Source organism: Alteromonas sp. MB-3u-76, from assembly GCF_002831605.1.
Classification (GTDB): Bacteria; Pseudomonadota; Gammaproteobacteria; order Enterobacterales; family Alteromonadaceae; genus Alteromonas; species Alteromonas hispanica.
Genome location: NZ_CP025115.1, coordinates 2,331,302 through 2,351,414 on the forward strand (window position 1 = coordinate 2,331,302; position 20,113 = coordinate 2,351,414).

Here is a 20,113-nt window from a genome sequence, read left to right on the forward strand (position 1 = left end):
AGGCCGTGTTATACCACACGGCTGTTCACAACTTTTCCGTTAGGTTTTCCTTAATAGCAATTCAGGTGTCAAGCATTCTTGAATTGAAAGGCCACCATGATTGTAGTGGTCACCTCTTACAAAGGCTGATATACCTGGGGCTAGCGCTACAGATACTGTAGGGTTCCAATACCACGGCATAACTATGCCATCGTGTTGAACATTATCCTTTAAAATAGCGCATCGACGCTGGCGATTTTTGCCTAGAGATTTGTGTAAATTACCTTTAGGAAGCCCATCAGGGACCCAGAGCCAACCGTGGTCCGTCACTATTTTTAAGTTCATCCACCCTGCATCAAATAGGCTTACAACTCTTGCAACCACATCATCTAGTATTTGATCGATAAACAAGGGCATCTTTCTCTGCTGTTCATGACCCATATGATCTAAATCACCGGTCTGAACCCATGCAAACCCTTTGGGGTCACCTGTTTCCAAACCATCAAGGTACTGCCACCCTTTTTCATTGAGTAATTGTTTTAAATGATGGCTACTAAATGAAGACTTAGTCAAACTAACTGAAGGAATAAAATCATCGTTCTCTTCAATACCTGTGAGCAAATTAGCTATCGGCGTTACAGCAGCTTTTGCTGTTGCAGTTAGCGAAGGAATGGCTGCCCATTTAGAGATTAACTCTGTTGTAAGGCCCCTATCCCTTAATTTATCTTCTAATATTTTTGCTGTATCAAATCTTAATCCATCAACAAAAAATACGACCTGGCCACCAACACTGTAGTTTGCAGTACTCTCTTTAACTTTGATCTTATTACCAGGGTAGCCATGTTGCTCTACTAATTGCTGAAAGCGCAGCGTCGTTTGCTCAAGCCAAGGTGTATAAACTGAACCTAAAAGCCTAGCTACAACTTCTTGCTGATGAATATCCTTAGCTAAAGACATTGCCTTGATAACACATCTATCAGCCTGCCAAAAACGTTCTTGATAATGATTTGCCATCATTTCAGGTGTAGCGCCCGAATATACAATTTCAGTGTGCTCAATTGCCCCAATAACGTATTCAAGAATTTGTAACCAACCGCTATGCCCAAGGTTATACCAAATCCAACTTTTCCTATCCTTCTGCTTTTCCCATAGCGCCATTAACTCTAGGCTGATTGTGTCTCTTGGCTTCTCCCCTACATTGAAAAAGTACGACTCGATAGCCGCCTCGTCTTTCATGTTTTCAGAAAGGTAATTTTCAGGATTTACAATCGCTAAATCATCCGCTTCAATAGTTTTAAGCTTTTCGACTAACAATGGTAAGTTTGTAGCAGTATCTTCAAACCGTTGCCAAACTGCTTCCCACTGTCCTTGTGCGGCACATAACAGTTTTAGAACTGCTGGAATACCCTTTTCGTCTGGAGTAAAAGAAAATTGTGATTGGCATGACTGTAGAAAAATATCCCATTTAGAATCCTTCCATTGAGCGCGTTTCTCACTTGGATCATTTAACCAGCCTAGAATATCTTTGGTTGGGTCATCCAGCACCAAAGAAATAAAATCTTCAGATTCTAATTTCTTTCCTCTCAGGTTAGAGTCTGGTGTTTCAAGTAGGTCGGGTAATACATTCAATATTGCTTGTTGAGTATTCTTGTCTTTACCAAGGTCAAGTTCAATACCGACTTTTGGGTTTGTCAGAAACGAAGAAACAGTCCAGTCCCTACCAGCAGTATTATAAGCCCACCAACATCCTCTATATTGAAGTTCTGCTAAAGGCTTCAGAAACTCAGGACAAGATTCTATGGCCCTGAGCTCTTTCCTACCTACTCCAGGTAGATAGATAATAGGAGTTCTATCTTCAGGCAAATTACAGTCATCTAGTTTTCCTGCAATAGCACATTTTACCCATATTGCCGGGCCAATCCTTTCTTCAGGTTTATAGTCCCCGAGTTCGATTAACTCAGGCAGATGCTGTTTGATAAACGGCATGGCTGTCTGCCATTGTTTATCAATATCAGTCCACAATATAGCCGCTGGAGCAACTTGTACTGACCTATTATAGTTTGCAGAATTTCTGAGTTGCTCAATTAAGTAATTTATCAACAACATACTAGGCATTAGCTCTTTCTATATTTTCAATACGGCTGAGCCAATCGTTAAATAATTCACACTCACTTCGCATGTTTTCCAAACCAACTTCTATAGCGGCTAAAGCCCCCATTAAAGGCTTTTGATATCCTCTAATCAAACTTAATATTCGTTTACTTGGTGACGTTTGAGGACTGTTGTTGATATGTTCAGGAGACTCAAAGCTATCTGCTATTCGTTGAAATCTTGGAACTAAATCTTCTCTATCCATTCCAGCTGCCATTTTTTCAGGAGCACTAAACAATAACCCTTCAAATTCATACATTTGAATAAATGGAATGAAGCGACGCATTGCATCCTGACCAATTTTATCAGTTAACTTTTGAATTAAAGCATTATTCACTATTTCAGATTTTCTTTGAATTGAGTCGTTTTCATTGGTGTCTGCTTTTCCAGGGAATGATTCTGGTAGCCCATAGAAATCAAAAAATGTTGTGCAATAGCAAGCTCTATCACTCAACAGCCTATTTTTTACTTCCGGCAAGAGTCTTTCAATTTTAAAGTTGCCACCTTTATGACCAGGTCTTCCAATTAGTGCAGGTAACAACTGAATGCCTAATGGGTAAAAATTAGGACATAAGATTTCATTTACAAAAGCTTCCTCACTTTGCCCTTCACATATAACATGAACTCTTATCATTTTGATGGTCTCCCACCTAAAATGTTTTTCTGCCAAAGCTCACCTACAGAATAATCTTCAAGCCAGTTTTCAAATTCAGACTCATCTAACCGCTTAAAAACGGAAGCTCCTTGAACCCGCTCTACAACAATCAAATCATCAATATCAAATTCGTTGAGCAGAGGAACAGACTGTGTAGAAATAATGACCTGCATACGTTGTGAGGCCGAGCGCAACAATGCACCTAACAAGGTGATTGCATAAGGATGTAATCCCAACTCTGGTTCATCAATGATAATGGTAGATGGTGCTGAGGGCTGCATTAAAGCTGTTACTAAGCAAATAAAGCGAATAGAGCCATCTGATAATTGGCTAGGCCATAGCGCGTAATCACTATCCAACTGTGTCCACAACAACCTAATTTGTTCTTCTTCACTATCTAATTTAGTAGGCTTCAATACGAAATCATTAAAAAATGGAACAGCAAGTCGAACAGTTTTTCTTATCTGGCTGTAGACATCAGGAGCGGTGCCCTTTAGGTGATACAAATAAGCAGCTAAGTTAGCTGCATCTGTTCTTAAGTATTCGTTGTCATGAACAGAACAAGTGCGCTTAACGCCTGCTGTATCACTTGTGTCGTGAAAGTGGTAAACCCTCCAACTAGAAATAGAGCTATAACAATAATCGGCCTCAGTTCCCTTTTTGCTACTTTCGAACTCTACTTTTAATTTAGCTTCGCTATGCCCAGAACCTAATGAGATCCACTTTTCACCGTAGTAAGGGCCATTAAAGTACAAAGACTCTTGAGCGAACGTAAAGCCACCATCTATAGTTGGCTCTAAGACAAATTTATAGCCATTAATACCAAACTTAACGAATGAAGAGAATTTTGAAGTCTCTTTAACTCCAAAACTTAACACTCTTTCGGCTTTACCTTGTTTTTGACTCCAAACTTGTAAACGAGTATCCAGCATCTCTCCAAGTAACTTGAAATATGAAACAAAGTTACTTTTACCAACACCATTTGCACCAATTAAAACATTAAGACTATTTAACTCAAGGTTCTTCATTGAGCGTATTGATTTAAAGCCATCAATACTTAACTCATTGATAGGGTTTACGGTACCCATGCTAATCAGCCTCTTTTAGTTTCATTCGAGCCTCTCGCTTTACAGACAAAGATAAATGATGCTCGTTAATACGGTCGCCATGCTTGCCGCCATATTCTAGTCCCAGGTTATACCAAGGAGCTGATTCGACGTCTGTGCCTCGGTCTTTTTTCCAATGAATATTAGGCTTCGCACGTAATACACCTGCCCCCTTCTTGCCAACATCTTTGGCAAGCATAAATGGACGGATGTTTAAGCGAACACCATCATTTAAATCTGGGTTCCAGCCGATAGGTTGCTCTTCAAGTGATTTCCAGCGAACAAAAATGTCTAGCCCTTTCTCACCTTCTAGTATCGCTTCCAGTTGAACTTTTAAATTTTCCGCTGCGGTTAAACGAATATCAGCACCGTCAGTACCCTCTGCGAGCTGACGCTTTTGATTACTTATCCAATCATCTAAATATGTATAAATAAGTCGCTCTAATCCTTTGTAATCAAGCTGATGATAGTTAACTAATGCCGAGAAACCATCTTTTAAACCATCCCAAATGTGCCAAATAAACGGGCGGTGTTGAAAAAGCTTACAATGTTGTTCAAAGAATTTATCACGCAGCCAACTCTCTAGATCTTTTGCTTTTACTGCTTTCAATAAGTTGGTTTCTACCGAGCTACCCCACTTGTCGCCATAAGCTTTTAACAACATGGCTTCTAGTCGTTTAGCAGCCGATTTTTCACCACGAACGGCAGGGATACAAACAATGCCGTCATCATCCACTAAATCGGCAAAGTCAGCATTCTTCTTCATCACGTCACGCATTTCTGGCGCAAGTTCCATTTCAGTATCTAGTTCCGCTGGCCATCGATAACCAAGTAAGCGAGCTATAACAACTTGAAGTACGGTATCATCTTGGCGCGAACTTCCTATAGTAGTAGTTTTAATTTCCTCATCCCAAACAACAGATGCACAAGGATGGCCATGGAAAATCCATTGGGTTGGGTCATCTGAATATGGGGAAGGAAGGCCATTAGGATATTTTTTTTGCGCCACAGCTTTCCATTTATCAATATCAAAAGGAACTTTAACCAAGGTCGCGTTAGTTACATTTTTCTTTTTGTCTATCTTTCGCACTTCGTTTACGTATTCATCAGATTCACAATATGCAAAAATAGACATAAGATCTAATTCTGACTTTGGATGTATTACACCGACAGATTGATCAAATAGGTTTCCTGAATAGTTGGTTGAAGGCAAATCACCCATTTGACTAATAACTACCCCTTTCTTTCCCCAAGCTTGATTCCCTCTTCTGTCAGCATCATGCAACCTTTCTTTCAGTTCTATGGCTAATTGTCTCAGTTGTCCATTACCATTTTCCCACAAGATTGCTGCTGAACGTCCACCAAAATGAACCTGTTCTGAAACACTTCTTTGTAAAAGCTCCCATGTAACTCCAAACTTCTCGAATACTTCCCAAAAGACTCCGACAAAACGCGGGGTATCCCCATTGAGGATACCCGCATAACAACTAGATACAGAATCCAGTGGCCCTACAGTTAAGTCTCTTTGTGACAACACAATCCTTGAGTCACCATGTTCAAGAGTGTTCGAGTAGCTAACATTAACCATTTCAGTAGAAGAGCTAGCTAATCGTTTTTGATTAAAATCTTTTAGATTTGTCAGATCCACACCAACGAAATAACCTAGCTCTTTCTTGCTTTTCGATAGATTAATCAATAGAACATCAGCCCCAACTTGTTGTTCGAAAGCATTTGAACCTAGTTGATTAATAAATGAGATTTTTTTATCTGAAAGTAACCGAAGTCTAAAGTCTAAGTAAGATCGTTGATATAACCAGTTCTGAGGAATTACTAAGGACTGCTCTCCATTTGGTTGTAAGAGCTTCTCGATTCTTAAGATGAAAGCGGTAGCCAAGTCCGCACGACCATCAATAAAGTGTTCTCGTATGAAGCCTATTAGTTTTGGTGATTGTTTTTTTTCACCCAGATACGGGGGGTTAGTAGCCACCCAACTATACTGGGATGCTAACAATGAAGCTGCACTCACTAGACCTTGTGCTGTAGCCTTAGCTTCTTCGCTGAAATCTTTTTTATCACGTGATGCACTTTCTAGTATTGTCCACGGCGGAGTTTGCCCTACCTTCAATGCTTTAGTTGGATTGATCAAGCTCCCCAAAGTTGGAGCATCTTTGAAGGTATGTTGCATCCAAGTAATAGCATCCGTTAAAGCTTCATCACCTTTCGCTAAATCTTTCCACTCTTTTTGTGCTTCAGCAATCGACATACCTGAACAGGCTAATTGAAGCTCAGGCAATTGACGATAACCGCCAGCATTTGGATAGCGCCAGGCCTCTAAAGCTAGAGCAAAAGCAGCTAATTCAACGCAGCGTTGGTCTAGCTCTAAGCCATGAATGTTATCACGCAACACAGCATCAACTGCTTGCTTCTCTGTTAGTCCTTCCAATCGCATACGCATAGGAACCAACATTAAGAATATAGCGACGAGGAAGTGACCAGAACCACAACATGGATCAAGTGTTTTCAATTCTGATAAGTGCTCAGGCCATTTTTCAAACCCACCAGCTGCTAGCTTCCATTCACTTTTATTGCCTGACTCATCTTCATCTTGAGTAAAGCGCAAATATTCAAGAGGTACACCTGGAACAGAGGCAAGCTCTCGCAGTTCTTGTTCATTATTAGCACGAATCAAATCATCTTGAGAAAGGCGTTTATTAGCCCACCAAGCTCCCAATGCGTTATCGAGTAAAAAACTCACCATGTATGGTTCGGTAAATAACTGGGTAACAGGGCTTAGTTCTTGTGCGCCAATTTTTACACCTGATTTATTTACTTCTTCTTTCTTTTTGGTTTGCCAGAATTGGTAACACCAGCCAAGGCTGTCTTGTGCTTGGTAGGTTTGTGGATCGAGCTTTGATATTAAACTCTCTAGTTCCTCAACGCGGTTCATAGAAAGTTTTACTTCAAACACGGGCGAGTCAGCGCGGAAGATTTGCGGCAGCATTTTTTGAGCTAAACGTCCTGCGAGTTCCCAGCCGTCTTTACAATCATCTTCCTCTTCAGCAAGCTCAAAACATTCATCTAACGTAACGGGCGTTTGAGGGTCGTACATTAACAAGTTACTTTGCTCTAAAAATCGAGCAAATAACATGCGATGCCAATGCTCGTATGCCATTTCATTAGTCAAACGCGTTACTTCTTGTTTACCATCTAATAGACGATCTCCAAGCTGGCGAGCGTGTGCACGTAGTTTATTCCGCAGTGCTTTTTCGTTGTCTTTTAAATAGCTTGGCGCTTGGCTATCAGCAACCCCCAAACGCTGCAAGCTTTCCTTCACAGCGGCTTCTACAATGTCTCGGGCCTTAATTACTGTATCTTCAAGCTTCTTTCTTAGCGCTTTATCCAGTGGCTGTCTCATATTTCGTCTCTAACTTTTTATTATCTCTGTCGCTAACTATCAAAATTTTATGTGGCAGTTGCTGTAAATGCTGCATATTAAGACGGCATTACAGGTCCTTTTTCCATCTGAGTACGTAATTCAGACTCCACATATTTCAACCAGTTTTGTAAGTCCTGTTCTGTTTTTATAATTGGCTTATTTAAACGACAGTATTGGGTTTTGGGCTGAAGTTCTGAAATTGCATCTTTTAGTACTTGGCTAAAAATGCCAGGTAATGCGGCCGTTTTATCATTCCATTGGTTAAAGCTTATCTCGTCTAATGAGTTCAGTACCTCGTCTAATTCACTTACATTGATACTCGGGATATCTGCAAGGTTGCGATTAGCGAGAAACGCATCACGTTTGGCTTCATCAAGCAGCTGCCAGTTTTCGTCATCTAACAGCTCAGACATACATGTTTGGTATTCTTCTTCGTAATTTGCTCTGTGAGCGGTAATACCATCTCTCAACGCATTGGTCGCTTTCTTGATTAATGGTTCAACTGGACATGGATCGTCCAACAAACTGCGATTGGCAAGAATAGCTTCTTGCTCTTTTTCTAGGTCATTAAATACCGCTAAGCCTTTACAGTAATCCATTGCGCTTAGCAGTTTTTGCCATAGCTTATTTCTTTGTTGGGCTTTATCGGCGAGTCGCTTCCAATTTTCAAAATCAGCTAGTAGCTCATCCCTATGCTCAAAAGCTTTTTGTAGCTGGTCGTTGCCCGCATACATTTCTAAGTCAGATAACAATTTTGTACTAGGCGCTATCGGCAGTGGCGCGCTACCACCCGCTAGGTTAGCTATTTGTTTAGCGTTAATAATGGCTAATGGAAGCTTTGTTACCTCCTCACCTGAGTTACACGCATCTTCCAATAAAGTAGAAACAACACCACGTACTTTAATGAGCTGTACTTTTGATAAAGTGACCTTTTCTGGTCTGAACTTAGTTTGTGTTACTGAGCTTCGATCTAAGCTTTTGGCATCTATTGCGCGTTCCTGAGTGTCAGACGCTTTCAATACACCTGCTGCGAGCATTGCGTATAGCGCTCCGTCTATAACATCATTACTCCAACCGTATGGCGCACCTTTGAAGTTATCACGTATATCCTTCCCTAGCTTCATTGCACCAATGTAGCGGTGAATTTCAGCACACACTGGGTGCTTGTCTGCTTCACCATTATATTCTACTTTTTCAAGTGCATTGGGGTCAGCAATACGGCTTGCTGCATCATAAACTTTTGCCCAACCTCTGTTGTCTGCCATTTTAAACTTGTGGAACAAGCGTTGGCAGGCTAGCTCACCACCGTTTTGAATTTGTTCAGAAAGCGTGTCACCTTCAACTTCTTGGCCACCCGCTAAGCGAACTTGAATGCCAGAAAAAATATCATTAAGTAGATTCTTCCTGGCTCTCTCGGCTTCGTTTAAACGCGTTTCCATGGCTTGCATAGCGTCTTTACCAGCCTCGGTGGTTGCTCTTCCTCGAACTTCTAAGGTATTTTCTGCCGCTTTATACTCTACAATTGCTTTTTGTAACTCACTTCTGTGGCTAGAAGGAACATAAATATAGATAGTTGCATTGTCAGGGTCATCACCGCGAGACTGATCGTTAAACTGCTTCTCCGTAAGCTCTGGTGCCCATGCACTAATTCTGTTTTTTGCTTCCTCCGGTAGCTCAGGTTCGAAATAGACCGTAATAGGTCTAGGCTCTGCTACTTCACCTTGAGTGATTCTGGCTTGAGCGACTTGTTTACGGATATAGCTTTGAATTTCTTTTGCTCGAAAAGACTCAAGGGTTTGAGGGTTCCCCATTAAGTCGCTTTCTTGACGTCTAAATTCGTCATACCATGCTTGGCTTTCAACTGTTTGTAAGCTGAATTCTCGACCATTTTCTGAATCACGAGCCATGATGAGATGCTCATCTTCTAACACCGCTAGCATTTTCGGCACTAGTGCACGAAGCTTATGTTTGTCGTTCTGTAAGTCTTCGAGGAGCAAATCCGAGAGTGAGTCGACAGTAGCGTGAATACCATACTCCATTTCAGCTGGTAATTTGCTGATTAAAAGAATTAGCGCCAATAAGCGACCTTGCAATTGTTCGTCTTCATTACCACCACGTTTACGGCTAATAGTTTCATAAATGTCTTTTGAAATAACACCCGTTTGAAGTAGGTTTGTTGAAATTTGATCGTACAGGTAGTCAGCAGGTACTACATAACCAAGCTCTTTATCCGCTGTTGTCTTTAGTGCTTCATGCACGACGCGAAGCTGATTTCGTAGCTGAGAGCCCGTTCCCGTTCTGTCTAATGCGGGTAAAATACGCTCCCAGAACCTACGACGAACTGGCAATAATGGGTAATCTGGCACCATCCACTTCTCGTCATCTTGATTGTGTTCGATGGTACTGCCACGTAAATGTCGAGAGATTTCACCAAGGTTGTCGTCTACGACTGTTTTAACTAATGGTTTAGCCGTTTCTTTTTTCTGTAATATGACTTTACGAATTACAGAATCTACATCGGTATCTTCAAGTTGTACTGGAACCTGGAAACGCCCCATAAGACGCTGCAAATTGGCCATGCCTGATAAAGCACTTTGGCCAGTAGCAACAAATAGTAGCTTTGATTTAAGTGCACCAGCACCACTACATGTCTCAACAACTTCTTGAACATCAAAAGCTTTTTGAACATTATCGCCAATGTACTGCTGTACTTCGTCGAGTACGACTAACGTTAATGGAAGCTCACCATCGTTTGAAATGGCATCCACGATAGCGGTAACCATTTCATCGTTGGTTACATCATCAACAATCTTGTATTGAGCACGAAGCATTTCTCGCACTTCTTTAATATCAGCCCCAATACCAGGGATAGATTGAAGAATAGCGTCTGCCATAATAGGTGATACATGTAAGTTCTTGAGCTCTTTAGTCCAAGTATCAATGCCTTCCTTTGCTTTGGCTTTAGATTCGACAAATGATTTTACCTTATCGAATACACCTTCAGATTTTAACCACATGACAAAACGCGCTAGGTGGTATTGCTCTGGTAAGCCAGCAGATTTAAATATGATTCCTAGGAACGCAAGGCGAACTTTATCTCCAGCGCCAGCACCAAGTGTTCCTGACGCGGCATGGAGACCACCATTAGATAACGACTGAGTAGAAAGTTCATCAAATAGAGCTACAATATCTTGAGGTAAATCCGCAACGGAACGAGCATGAGAGCCATCATTGAGCGTTTGGTTTGTCCATAGTGTGCGAAGCATTTTCGCGAGATGAGATTTACCTGAGCCAAAAAAGCCACTAATCCAAACACCTGGTTGTTCACTTTTTGTTTTAAGCGCTGATAAGTAGTTGGATAAGATTCTATCCATACCTTTAGCGTAAGCACCATCACAAACGAAAGTTCTTAACTCATATTCGAGTGTTTCAAGTGCTCCTTGAGATGTGTCATCCTTAACTTGAGCAACACCATTGTTGGCCAATCTGCTTTCTACTGGATTATTAACAAAGATATCTTTATTTAACATTGTTATTCCTTACGTATTTGCTGAAATGGCGGTGGCGTGATAGCCCCAGCCGTCCTTAGCGTCTAATAATTGATAATTGTTTTCGTGTACTTCACCTGGGAAAAAGACAACTAGCCTTCCTGTTATTTTTTCTGCCAAGGATTCTACCAACCCCGACACTGAAGCGAACCCAAATAATGTTCCACAGCCTAAAAGGGCTACTACCCCGTTGCTGTCTTGATTGTTTTCTACTTTAGCGATCAGGTTGCCGACCAACTCATCGGCGAAGTCACCAAATAGCCCCTTGAGGTATTCTGGGTCTTCAAAGTAGGTTTCTTTATAATCTTGTTCTGCCATCCATGTTTCGAAGCTTTGAGTTAAATCTAAAAGCATCCATGGGTGATTATTGTTAGTACAGGCGTATTCAAATTCTTCTACTCGCGCTCTTAGCTTAAGCTCATCTTCTTTGTGATAGACCAAAAAGATTGTTCGCTCATCTGCTGAAACTGCCGCTGGCCATGGAATGCTTATATGGCTTTCGAAACTAAAGAGTAATTTTGATAATCGGTCTGACATAGTTATATCTCTGGTAATTCGATGTGAGGAAATGTCACTTCTACCACTTCGCTCGCTTGTTTGAAGTTAATAAGTCCACGCATTGATGCTCTGTGAGCCAAGTCAAACAAAGTTTCTTTGTCCTGTACGAGTGTGCGGCACCAGAAGCTGTCAAAAAGTCTCATTCCACTTAGCCCGTGGCAATGAGCAAGAAACAATGCATACGCCACATTGACGTAGCTGCACTTGGGTATTTCTCTATACTTTTTCGCTTTACCACTTAAAAAACCAGCTTGAGTCCAGGTTCCATTTATATTTTGAGAGAAGGACTTTAAAGAGGCCGCGCTAAATCGATCAGGATCATCTTTAGCTAAAAACTCTTCCATTGTTTCTCGCGCAAGGTGCTCTCCTGGCTCTAGCTTAATGATAATTTCAGCAGACGCTCTCAGTAAGGGATCCCTAGCGAGCGAAAGTTGTAAAGCTAGGATTTCTTGTGAGTCTTCATGCAACTCCCACCAGTCACGAAAAACTTTAAATAAGGGAATTGCTGGATCCAAGCCATAAAGGTCATTCAAATGCCTGAAGGTTAATCTACGCGATTTCTCAGTTGGTTTATGCAATAAATTGAAATTAATGACGTCGTCTTCGTATTCATTAAGCTGAGCAGATTTATCACGAGAAAAAAGAAGATGCTTTAGCTCCTCTATCATCATGCTGCGCGCAGAGTGAGCGCCATTTTTTCCAAACTTAAATCCTAGTTTGGTAAGTTGTTCTTGTGTGAACATGATTTACTTTAAATATCCTGGTGCTATTGCTAAGTTTCGAACATCGTTTAGCGTAAAACGATTTTGAAGCCAAAGTTGGTATTCTGCCCCTTCGAGTGTGCCGCGCTCACTACAATCCACATTCCAACGCCTTAACAGGTAGCCTGCCATCGCAGCCCTCACGTTAATTAGCAATTGACTATTTTCCATGCCGTAGTCCATCTCAATAGCCTTAGGGTGCTCAATATTCTTAGGATGAGGCACGAGCTGAAGCGGAATCAGGTGCTGCCATTCAGAATCAGACTGGGCGCTCTCTTCTTCATTCGGCGTGTCTTTAATTGTTACTTTGCTAATGCGCGTTAACACGAAGTCTCGGAAGCTACCGCTTTTACGGTCAAAGGCGCGAACGTGCCAGCGTAAGCCATTGTCGACTATAGAGTGAGGAACAAGTTCTCTGGCATTGGAACCGCTAGAAAGTGACGTATAGATAACGCTAACCGCTTTGTTATTGATAATGGCCTGAACAAGGCGAGCAACGACAAAGATGTCTGGTACATTTAGACTGGACGGTGCTTCTACCGGGAAGTGAATATCACCTATTGCATCAAACCCGTCAGATATGTCGTTAGCCAGTTTAGTTAAGGTCCGCCTTGCATCATGTTCGAACACAGGTTTGAACTGAGGAGTCTGGAAGTAACGTTTCTCTCGCGAATCGTATGACAAGTTAGCCGGCGCAAGCTCTTTGTAAATACTAAAATCGCGTGAACCTGCCGACAAACCAACCTGGAAACGATTAATTAAATCCTGACGGTAAATCGCCCCCTTGAACAACAGGCAGAAATCTATGTAGGCAAGGCGTTGTTTTTGAGCAAAGCTGATAGAGTCGAGCATAGTCCCTGTTTATTTTAATACTTTTGCATAGTATGGTTTATTTTAAGACACGTGTAAACCATAGGGAACTGAAGTGATAGTCGGAGATGAATTTCAAAATGACAACAATGGAGCATTGAAAAATATACAAGAAAAATTATATGGACAGAGTGTTAGCGTAATTTTTCAAGTTGCAAGGGAGCAGTACATAACCGCTGACTCTATCCTTGAAGCAAAGCATCCCTACATTCCGTTGCTAATCAAAATGGAATTTTTTGACCATAGAGTGCTTCAAAGCGCACACGATACCATCGCTGCTGCTTTCCGTTATAAAAATCAAAATATTAAGCAGCTCGACCTGTTCGAAAACGTTAAAGAGGAATCAAATGAATACATCAAATTTTGGAACGATTGGCTTTACGATGAGCTTTGTGTCCTCAAAGGTAATGCAATTTTTGTTCGGAATGTCGTGGAAGCTGTAATACACAGTAGTAATGAGCGTGGATATGCAGCTGAAGAAAGGCTGCATGAGTTCCTTGTTGATTATTATTCAACTGAAGAGTTAAGCAACAATGTAAGTTGTAAGGTATCCCCTCAGCGTTAATGATCATTTACAAGGGCTTTTGTCATACCCAAAAACACTTTGTCTACTGAATTATTTCAACGATGAGTTTCCGGCATAACCTCACCGTTTGGCTATTTCGTGACGCGCCAGCTAATGCTTACTGTTGGGACAGGCAATCAGCTTTTAATAAATCAAGTAAAGCCTTTGCAACTCCTGCCCCTTTCATTGTCGCAATGATTTTACTCAATGCACCGTTTGCATACTTTTATTCACGCCGTAAAGCTTCACAATTAGATATGCAGTGCAATATAAATACCATTTGCGCTCTTCATTGACGTAATTTTGGAGAGCTAGTGGCTAAAGTATACAAGGTTGACATGAGAGGTTAAATATTCCGACACTGGGTTACGCTCTTTCCTGTGGCTGCCATAAGCGGAACGGCTTAATAAATCGGCCCTTTGAGGCTTCAGCGCGGCGTGGCAACATGCAGTCAGATGGAAGAGTCACGGGCGTCCTTTCAACTCGGTGCAAGTTTTACTGCAGAGCTAAGTTAGGCTAGGCGCAATAATCCAAATGAATCGCGGGGGCCGCTGAGCAACCAAATTTGCTCGAACGGATGACTATTTGACCTAACACTTGTTTAGATATGCTTTGTTTCCTTTGAAAACTTTTGCATTGAAAAAATATATTAAACAAAACAACGCATTATGTTATTCTTGTATTTACTACGGAAACGCTTCAATGACACGGATAATTAGTCAGCTTACATTTCAACACACGTCCTAAAATCCAACGTCAAGCCGCTCTTCATCATGTATTCAAAGCCAATCAAAGAGGCTGAACAGCCCAGATAACAAAGCAAAAAATAAAAAAACAAACATCAACATCGACCTTTGATTTTAGAAGTTGAAAATGGACATACTTAAGAAAGATACTCGAGAAAGACTGCAGGCTTTACTTGAAAGTGAACACAATTACCTTTCGGAAAAGCAGAAACAAAAAGTGATTAATCACCTTGAAAAGCAGTCACTAAATATATTAATTGTGGGCGCAACCGGTGCAGGGAAGAGTTCAACAATCAATGCCTTATTTAACGTTGAACAAGCAAAAGTAGGCTTAGGTGCTGACCCCATGACTATGGATATAACTCGATATGATATGGGAAACCTTATTTTATGGGATACGCCGGGGCTTGGAGACGGAGTAGCAAAGGATCAGGAACACACAAAAAAAATCATTCACCAGCTTCTGCTTAAAGATAACAATGATGCTCATATCATTGATTTGGTCTTAGTGGTGTTAGATGGAAGCTCTCGCGACATGGGCACTTCTTTTGACTTAATAAACAATGTAATTTTACCCAACCTAGGGGAAAAACCCTCAAAAAAAATTCTTGTAGCGATTAATCAGGCTGATATCGCTTATAAAGGGTATGGTGGTTGGGACTTCGAAAAGAACTCTCCAACTCCAGTTGGCTATCAATTTTTGGAGGAAAAGCGGCAGAATGTTAAGAAGCGCATATTTGATTCAACTTCTGTAGAAGTTGAACCCATATATTATTCAGCAGGTTACCAAGATAAATTGGGGAATCAGGCCCCCTTTAACCTTTCGAAACTGCTTTATTTGCTCGTTAAAAAGTCGCCAACCAATAAACGTCTAGCACTAAGAACTAACCTGTCGAAAAAAAAAGAAAGTTGGAAAAACTCCGATGGACGTAAGGACTATGCCAAAGAAACTAAAGAGTCTTTTGGCTTGGGAAAAATCGTCGGCAGCGTTATCGGCTTCTTCTTGGGTCTTTTCTGATGCAACATTTTCTTATATTAGGTGGGACTGGTGTCGGGAAATCCTCAACGATAAATGCACTAACTCAAAAAAACATGGCTAAAGTTGGCTATGGTTCTGAACCTAAAACTAGAACCCTCATGGGCTATCGTGCTAAGAGTTATGTTCTTTGGGACACTCCTGGGCTGGGTGAAGGTATTTCAGAAGACGCCAATCACATAAAGATGATTAATGGTTTAATCAAGCGCCAAACAAATTATAATTTCAAACACGTTTTTCTAATTATTGAAGCCAACAAACGAGACTTTGGAACGGTTTATAAGGTATTCGACGAAATTGTTTCCCCCAGTTTTTCTAACAATGTCACTGTTTTAATAAATCAAGCTGATAGAGCATTAAATGGAAGGTTTTGGAATAGCGAGCGAAACGAACCAGCGCCGGAATTACTACAACATCTAGACCAAAAAGCCAAAAGCACACAAAATCGCATCAAAGAGAACACCGGAATTTCAGTTCCAATGCCTACTTGCTATTCTGCATCAACAGGATACGGACTTACGCGAGTAGATGAGCTTTTACAGGTTTTAAGTCAACAAATGAGTTAAGTTGTACCAACTTAAGACGCCGATTCGGATGCTTTTTTAGCAAGAAATTATTGGAGTAAGACACACAGTAATAAATTGCAAAAATCTCTATAATTCAGACAGACAAATATTAAAACCAAATCCCGCCAGCTCCACCAATTCGCAAAAAGCCCCTTTTTAGGGGCTTTTTGCATTTTAAGCTTTCAATTCATATGCACTGACTTCAGTCAATTAAGCACATCTAATGCCTATTACAGCAGTTGAAATGTTGCATGAAGTAAACGAAACGCAAACATTGGGTAAACGTTAACCCTTAATCGATAAAATTCAGCCTCCCGTGGCGTTAACAATAGAACTATAGGCTACATGTAGCGTATAGTTATGGCTCAAATAATAGAACATTGTTCAATATTTGCGCCTAGCGTAGCGTCCGGTTATTCATTATCTAGGCCTCCTTTGTTTCAAATGTCTGCATCTCCTACAAACAGTTATTTTCGTCTACGTTGCTTTAATCGTGTTTGCTGTTATTGAGTAAACGGTTTTACGTAACGTATTTTTTGGTGATGACGCCAAGGAGTATGGCTTCATCAAATTGATAAGGTTTTTTATGTCTGCTTCACAATCTCACCGAGGCGCGGTAGTTTGGCCCATTTTGGTTATGGCACTTGGCACATTTGTGTTAGGGCTAACAGAATTTTCATCTATGTCGATGCTGCCCCTTATTGCTGAAACCTATAGCGTATCACCTTCTATGGCCGGCAATGTTATAAGCGGCTATGCCATTGGTGTAGTAATAGGCGCGCCCCTGTTTATGCTGCTAACCAATAAAACAAATAGGCGAACTTCGCTCATTATTTTTGTGGCTATGATTTTTGTAGCCAACGGCTTGAGCGCTATCGCATCTAGTCTGCCAGAGCTTGTTTTTTATCGCGTTTTATCGGGTTTACCCCATGGTGCATATTTCGGCACCGCGCTGTTAGTTGCAGCCAGTATGGCGCCAGAGGGCAAACGAGCAAGTTATATGTCAATGGTATTTGCCGGCCTAACTATAGCCACTATTGTCGGCGTGCCAATGGCTACACTGATTGGTCAGAACATGAGTTGGCGAGTGTGTATGGGCATAGTCGCTGCCCTTGCCCTTCTTACTATCCTACTTATTTACTTTTTAGTACCAAGCTGCCCAGTTACCCAGCCGTCGAAATTGCGTGAAGAATTTGGGGTGCTAAAAAACAAATTAGTGTGGTCAATATCAGGCATCATATTTGTGGGTTTTGGCGGTGTATTTTGTATTTACACTTACCTCGCCGACACCATAATTAACGTCACGCAAACGCCTGAAGTCACTATATCTATAGCCATGATGATGTTTGGTATCGGTACCACTATTGGCAATTGGTTGATAAGCAAACTGGCCGATAAGTCACCTCTCAGCACTACAGGTATCGCACTTATGTGCAGCGTTGGTGTATCTATTATGTATGTGTTTGCAGCGAGCAACATTTGGTGGCTTTACATAACAGTTTTCTTACTCGGTGCAAGCGTGGGTCTAGCGGCAGTTATTCAATCGATGCTGCTTGATGTTTCACCCACAGGTCATGCCATGATAGGGGCACTTGTTCAATGTGCGTTTAATACGGCTAACGCGATAGGTCCTATGGTTGGAGGAGCAATGTTGGCCAGCGGTGCAAGTTTTAATCAAACCGGCTATGCGTCTGCCATGCTGTTTTTCGGCGGATTTATCATGTGGGCGTTAAGTTACATACAAATGCGGCACAAGGCGCTGGTACCCGCCACCTCGTAACTTTTTCCAGCATACTCGTTCCCAACTACACAAAAACGCGCCAGGGCTATGTGTGGCGCGTTTTTATCGTACTCTTTTGCTCATTGTACAAATATCACCCAAACCTAAGAAGCAATATTATTTAACTAAATGATAACATGACGTTTACATTGCGCGTTACCCCACTGCAGCGCTCTACAAATACCAACTTTTCTATTAGAGGCTTTGGCAACGGTAGCAACAACACCGGCATCGAACCCTCAGTAGGCGTGTTTATTGATGGCGTCTATCGCTCCCGCGCAGCTGCTCAAATAGGTGATTTACCTCGCCTTCAACAGGTTGAAGTATTAAGCGGTCCGCAAAGCACCTTGTTTGGTAAAAACGCGTCTGCGGGTGTAATAAGCGTAAGAACCGCGGGCCCATCGTTTGTTGAGCAGGCCAAAGTAGAACTAGGTATTGGTAATTTTAATCAGCGTTTACTTAAAGGTTACTACACCAACAGCATTACCGAAGAACTTGCTTTTAGCGTCTCTGGCGGTTTAAACAAACGAGATGGTTATACCGAGAGTGTGGTTGGGCTTGACGACATGAACAACCGGGATCGCTGGAACATTCGCGGTCAAGCTTTATACCAACCTACCGAAGATACCAGCATTAGACTCATTGCCGATTACAGCGAAATTGATGAACGCTGCTGTACCGTTGCCGATGTTATAAACGGCCCTACTACAGCCGCTGTTAGAGCACTGGGCGGAACGGTATTAGACGTTGAAGACCAATTTGAATTTAAATCTGCTCTAAATCAAGATCCTAATAACACGGTTGAGGATGGCGGCATTTCGGTTCAAGTTGATGTCGACTACGACTCATTTGCCTTAACCTCTATTACCGCGTTTAGAAAAAACACCAGCAGTTACGACTCTGATGTTGATTACACGTCGCTAGATATTCTGACAGAAACCGGCGCGACTGACATTGAAACCTTTACGCAAGAGTTTCGATTAACCTCTTCCGGTGATAATGAATTTGACTGGATGATTGGGGGCTTTTACTTTTCTGAAGAAGTAGACACTGGCGATGTGCTCTATTATGGAGACGGAACACGACCTTTCTTCAACCTGTTAGGTTTGCAGCCCTTGCTTGAAACCGCCGAAGATTCATATGCGTTCCCTCGCAATGCGTTCTTTGCAGCTAATAACTTTCTGGCCACCGATTTCTTGCAAGAAAACGATGCGTTTAGCCTTTTTGCCACTGTAGATTACGACCTTAGCGATAGGTTAACCGCCACCGTTGGCCTTTCTTATACCGACGACGAAAAAGACGTATCTGTGGCTCAAATTCATAATGAAACACTATCGGCTATTGATTTCGACACCGACCCTACTGTATTTGGTGTGCCCTTGTCTTTTATTCCAGACTTACAGCCGTTTGTACCAACACTGAAAGGCGTGCAGTTTCTTCCCCCCCAACTAGTCTTTCCGAATGAAGTTGAAAGTGGCAATACTAGCGATAGCAAAACAACGTGGAGCGTAAGATTAGCTTACGAGGTAAACCAAAACTTTAATATTTTCGCTACTGCCGCAACAGGCTTTAAAGCGTCTTCATGGAATTTATCACGAGATACACGCCCTTTTGCTAGCGATCAAAGCGCGCTTGAAACTGCCAACCTTACACGGGCAAATCAAAGTTATGGAACACGATACGCAGGCCCAGAAGAGTCGACAGTTTACGAGCTAGGTGTAAAAGCCAGGTTTAAACGCGGTGCATTTAATATCACTTTGTTCGACCAAACTATCGAAGGTTTTCAATCGAGTATATTTGTGGGTACCGGATTTGTGCTAGCTAACGCTGGTGAACAGTCCACGCAGGGTATTGAATTCGACTCAAGTTTCAACTTAACCGATAACTTAGTGCTATCGTTTGGCGGAACCATATTAGACCCCGTTTATGACTCTTTCGTAGGTGCTAATGGCGTGGATGGCCCAGTAGATTTATCTGGCACAATGCCTGCCGGTATTCACGAGCGGAGCTTTGTGGGTGGGTTAACCTATAATGTTGATCTTGGCGAAGGAATGTATGGCTTCATCCGTACCGACTATATTTACGAAAGTGAAGCGCAAATTGTTGAAAACGTTCCGCCGGAGTTAACACGAGAAGTAGGTACACTGAACGCAAGCGCGGGCTTATCTATGGATAATGGTGTAAGCGTGAAGATATGGGTGCGTAACTTGAATAACGATGAATATTTCTTATCTGCATTCCCACCCCCTATTCAAAGCGGCAGTTTTAACGCTTACCCTAACCAACCTAGAACGTTTGGTGCAACGGTATCCTATGAGTTTTAACAGAAAGTGTCGGTAACCTTCTAGGGGCTAGA

At 41.7% G+C, this 20,113-nt stretch carries 13 protein-coding genes; 5 read left to right on the forward strand and 8 right to left on the reverse strand.

Annotation, left to right across the window (positions count from 1 at the left end; genetic code table 11):
• Positions 1–39 precede the first annotated feature (39 nt).
• From pglZ to CW735_RS10495, 8 genes are all read right to left on the reverse strand, one after another.
• On the reverse strand, positions 40–2,094 hold the full coding sequence (gene pglZ / locus CW735_RS10460) for a BREX-1 system phosphatase PglZ type B (protein WP_232368258.1): 2,055 nt from the start codon (positions 2,092–2,094) through the stop codon (positions 40–42).
• Positions 2,087–2,764: a DUF4276 family protein gene (locus CW735_RS10465; RefSeq protein WP_100972009.1), complete on the reverse strand. Its 678-nt coding sequence runs from the start codon at positions 2,762–2,764 to the stop codon at positions 2,087–2,089. Before CW735_RS10465 ends, pglZ begins: the two co-directional genes overlap by 8 nt.
• On the reverse strand, positions 2,761–3,813 hold the full coding sequence (locus CW735_RS10470; RefSeq protein WP_232368259.1) for an AAA family ATPase: 1,053 nt from the start codon (positions 3,811–3,813) through the stop codon (positions 2,761–2,763). The genes CW735_RS10465 and CW735_RS10470 overlap by 4 nt, the downstream gene beginning before the upstream one ends.
• A gap of 61 nt (positions 3,814–3,874) precedes the next feature.
• A complete protein-coding gene (locus tag CW735_RS10475; RefSeq protein WP_232368260.1) occupies positions 3,875–7,225 on the reverse strand; it encodes an Eco57I restriction-modification methylase domain-containing protein in 3,351 nt (1,116 codons plus the stop codon).
• 158 nt (positions 7,226–7,383) lie between these two features.
• Positions 7,384–10,857, reverse strand: a complete 3,474-nt coding sequence (gene brxC, locus CW735_RS10480; RefSeq protein ID WP_100972015.1) for a BREX system P-loop protein BrxC — start codon at positions 10,855–10,857, stop codon at positions 7,384–7,386.
• Positions 10,858–10,866: 9 nt separating this feature from the next.
• Positions 10,867–11,412, reverse strand: a complete 546-nt coding sequence (locus tag CW735_RS10485) for a BREX protein BrxB domain-containing protein (RefSeq protein ID WP_100972017.1) — start codon at positions 11,410–11,412, stop codon at positions 10,867–10,869.
• A gap of 2 nt (positions 11,413–11,414) precedes the next feature.
• Positions 11,415–12,176 carry a hypothetical protein gene (locus CW735_RS10490; protein WP_100972019.1) on the reverse strand — a complete coding sequence of 254 codons (762 nt, stop codon included), beginning with the start codon at positions 12,174–12,176 and terminating at the stop codon, positions 11,415–11,417.
• Positions 12,177–12,179: 3 nt separating this feature from the next.
• The gene (locus CW735_RS10495; protein ID WP_100972021.1) at positions 12,180–13,046 is read right to left on the reverse strand and encodes a WYL domain-containing protein; all 867 of its coding nucleotides are present in this window, start codon (positions 13,044–13,046) and stop codon (positions 12,180–12,182) included.
• A 73-nt stretch (positions 13,047–13,119) separates the two neighbouring features.
• Between CW735_RS10495 and CW735_RS10500 the strand changes: the two genes are divergently transcribed.
• The 5 genes from CW735_RS10500 (at position 13,120) to CW735_RS10520 (ending at position 20,081) form a co-directional block, all read left to right on the forward strand.
• Positions 13,120–13,629, forward strand: a complete 510-nt coding sequence (locus tag CW735_RS10500) for a hypothetical protein (protein WP_100972023.1) — start codon at positions 13,120–13,122, stop codon at positions 13,627–13,629.
• Between the two features lie 873 nt (positions 13,630–14,502).
• A complete protein-coding gene (locus CW735_RS10505; RefSeq protein ID WP_100972025.1) occupies positions 14,503–15,393 on the forward strand; it encodes a GTPase family protein in 891 nt (296 codons plus the stop codon).
• Positions 15,393–15,977: a GTPase family protein gene (locus CW735_RS10510; RefSeq protein ID WP_100972027.1), complete on the forward strand. Its 585-nt coding sequence runs from the start codon at positions 15,393–15,395 to the stop codon at positions 15,975–15,977. The genes CW735_RS10505 and CW735_RS10510 overlap by 1 nt, the downstream gene beginning before the upstream one ends.
• A 586-nt stretch (positions 15,978–16,563) precedes the next feature.
• A complete protein-coding gene (locus CW735_RS10515; RefSeq protein WP_100972029.1) occupies positions 16,564–17,757 on the forward strand; it encodes an MFS transporter in 1,194 nt (397 codons plus the stop codon).
• A gap of 137 nt (positions 17,758–17,894) precedes the next feature.
• A complete protein-coding gene (locus tag CW735_RS10520; protein WP_100972031.1) occupies positions 17,895–20,081 on the forward strand; it encodes a TonB-dependent receptor in 2,187 nt (728 codons plus the stop codon).
• The last annotated feature ends 32 nt before the right edge of the window (positions 20,082–20,113 follow it).

Coding starts and splice junctions, on each gene's coding strand:
- CW735_RS10505 (WP_100972025.1), top strand. CDS start 14,503: ATGGACATACTTAAGAAAGATACTCGAGAAAGACTGCAGGCTTTACTT.
- CW735_RS10515 (WP_100972029.1), top strand. CDS start 16,564: ATGTCTGCTTCACAATCTCACCGAGGCGCGGTAGTTTGGCCCATTTTG.
- brxC (WP_100972015.1), bottom strand. CDS start 10,857: ATGTTAAATAAAGATATCTTTGTTAATAATCCAGTAGAAAGCAGATTG.
- CW735_RS10495 (WP_100972021.1), bottom strand. CDS start 13,046: ATGCTCGACTCTATCAGCTTTGCTCAAAAACAACGCCTTGCCTACATA.
- CW735_RS10520 (WP_100972031.1), top strand. CDS start 17,895: ATGACGTTTACATTGCGCGTTACCCCACTGCAGCGCTCTACAAATACC.
- pglZ (WP_232368258.1), bottom strand. CDS start 2,094: ATGCCTAGTATGTTGTTGATAAATTACTTAATTGAGCAACTCAGAAAT.
- CW735_RS10465 (WP_100972009.1), bottom strand. CDS start 2,764: ATGATAAGAGTTCATGTTATATGTGAAGGGCAAAGTGAGGAAGCTTTT.
- CW735_RS10470 (WP_232368259.1), bottom strand. CDS start 3,813: ATGAAGAACCTTGAGTTAAATAGTCTTAATGTTTTAATTGGTGCAAAT.
- CW735_RS10485 (WP_100972017.1), bottom strand. CDS start 11,412: ATGTCAGACCGATTATCAAAATTACTCTTTAGTTTCGAAAGCCATATA.
- CW735_RS10510 (WP_100972027.1), top strand. CDS start 15,393: ATGCAACATTTTCTTATATTAGGTGGGACTGGTGTCGGGAAATCCTCA.
- CW735_RS10490 (WP_100972019.1), bottom strand. CDS start 12,176: ATGTTCACACAAGAACAACTTACCAAACTAGGATTTAAGTTTGGAAAA.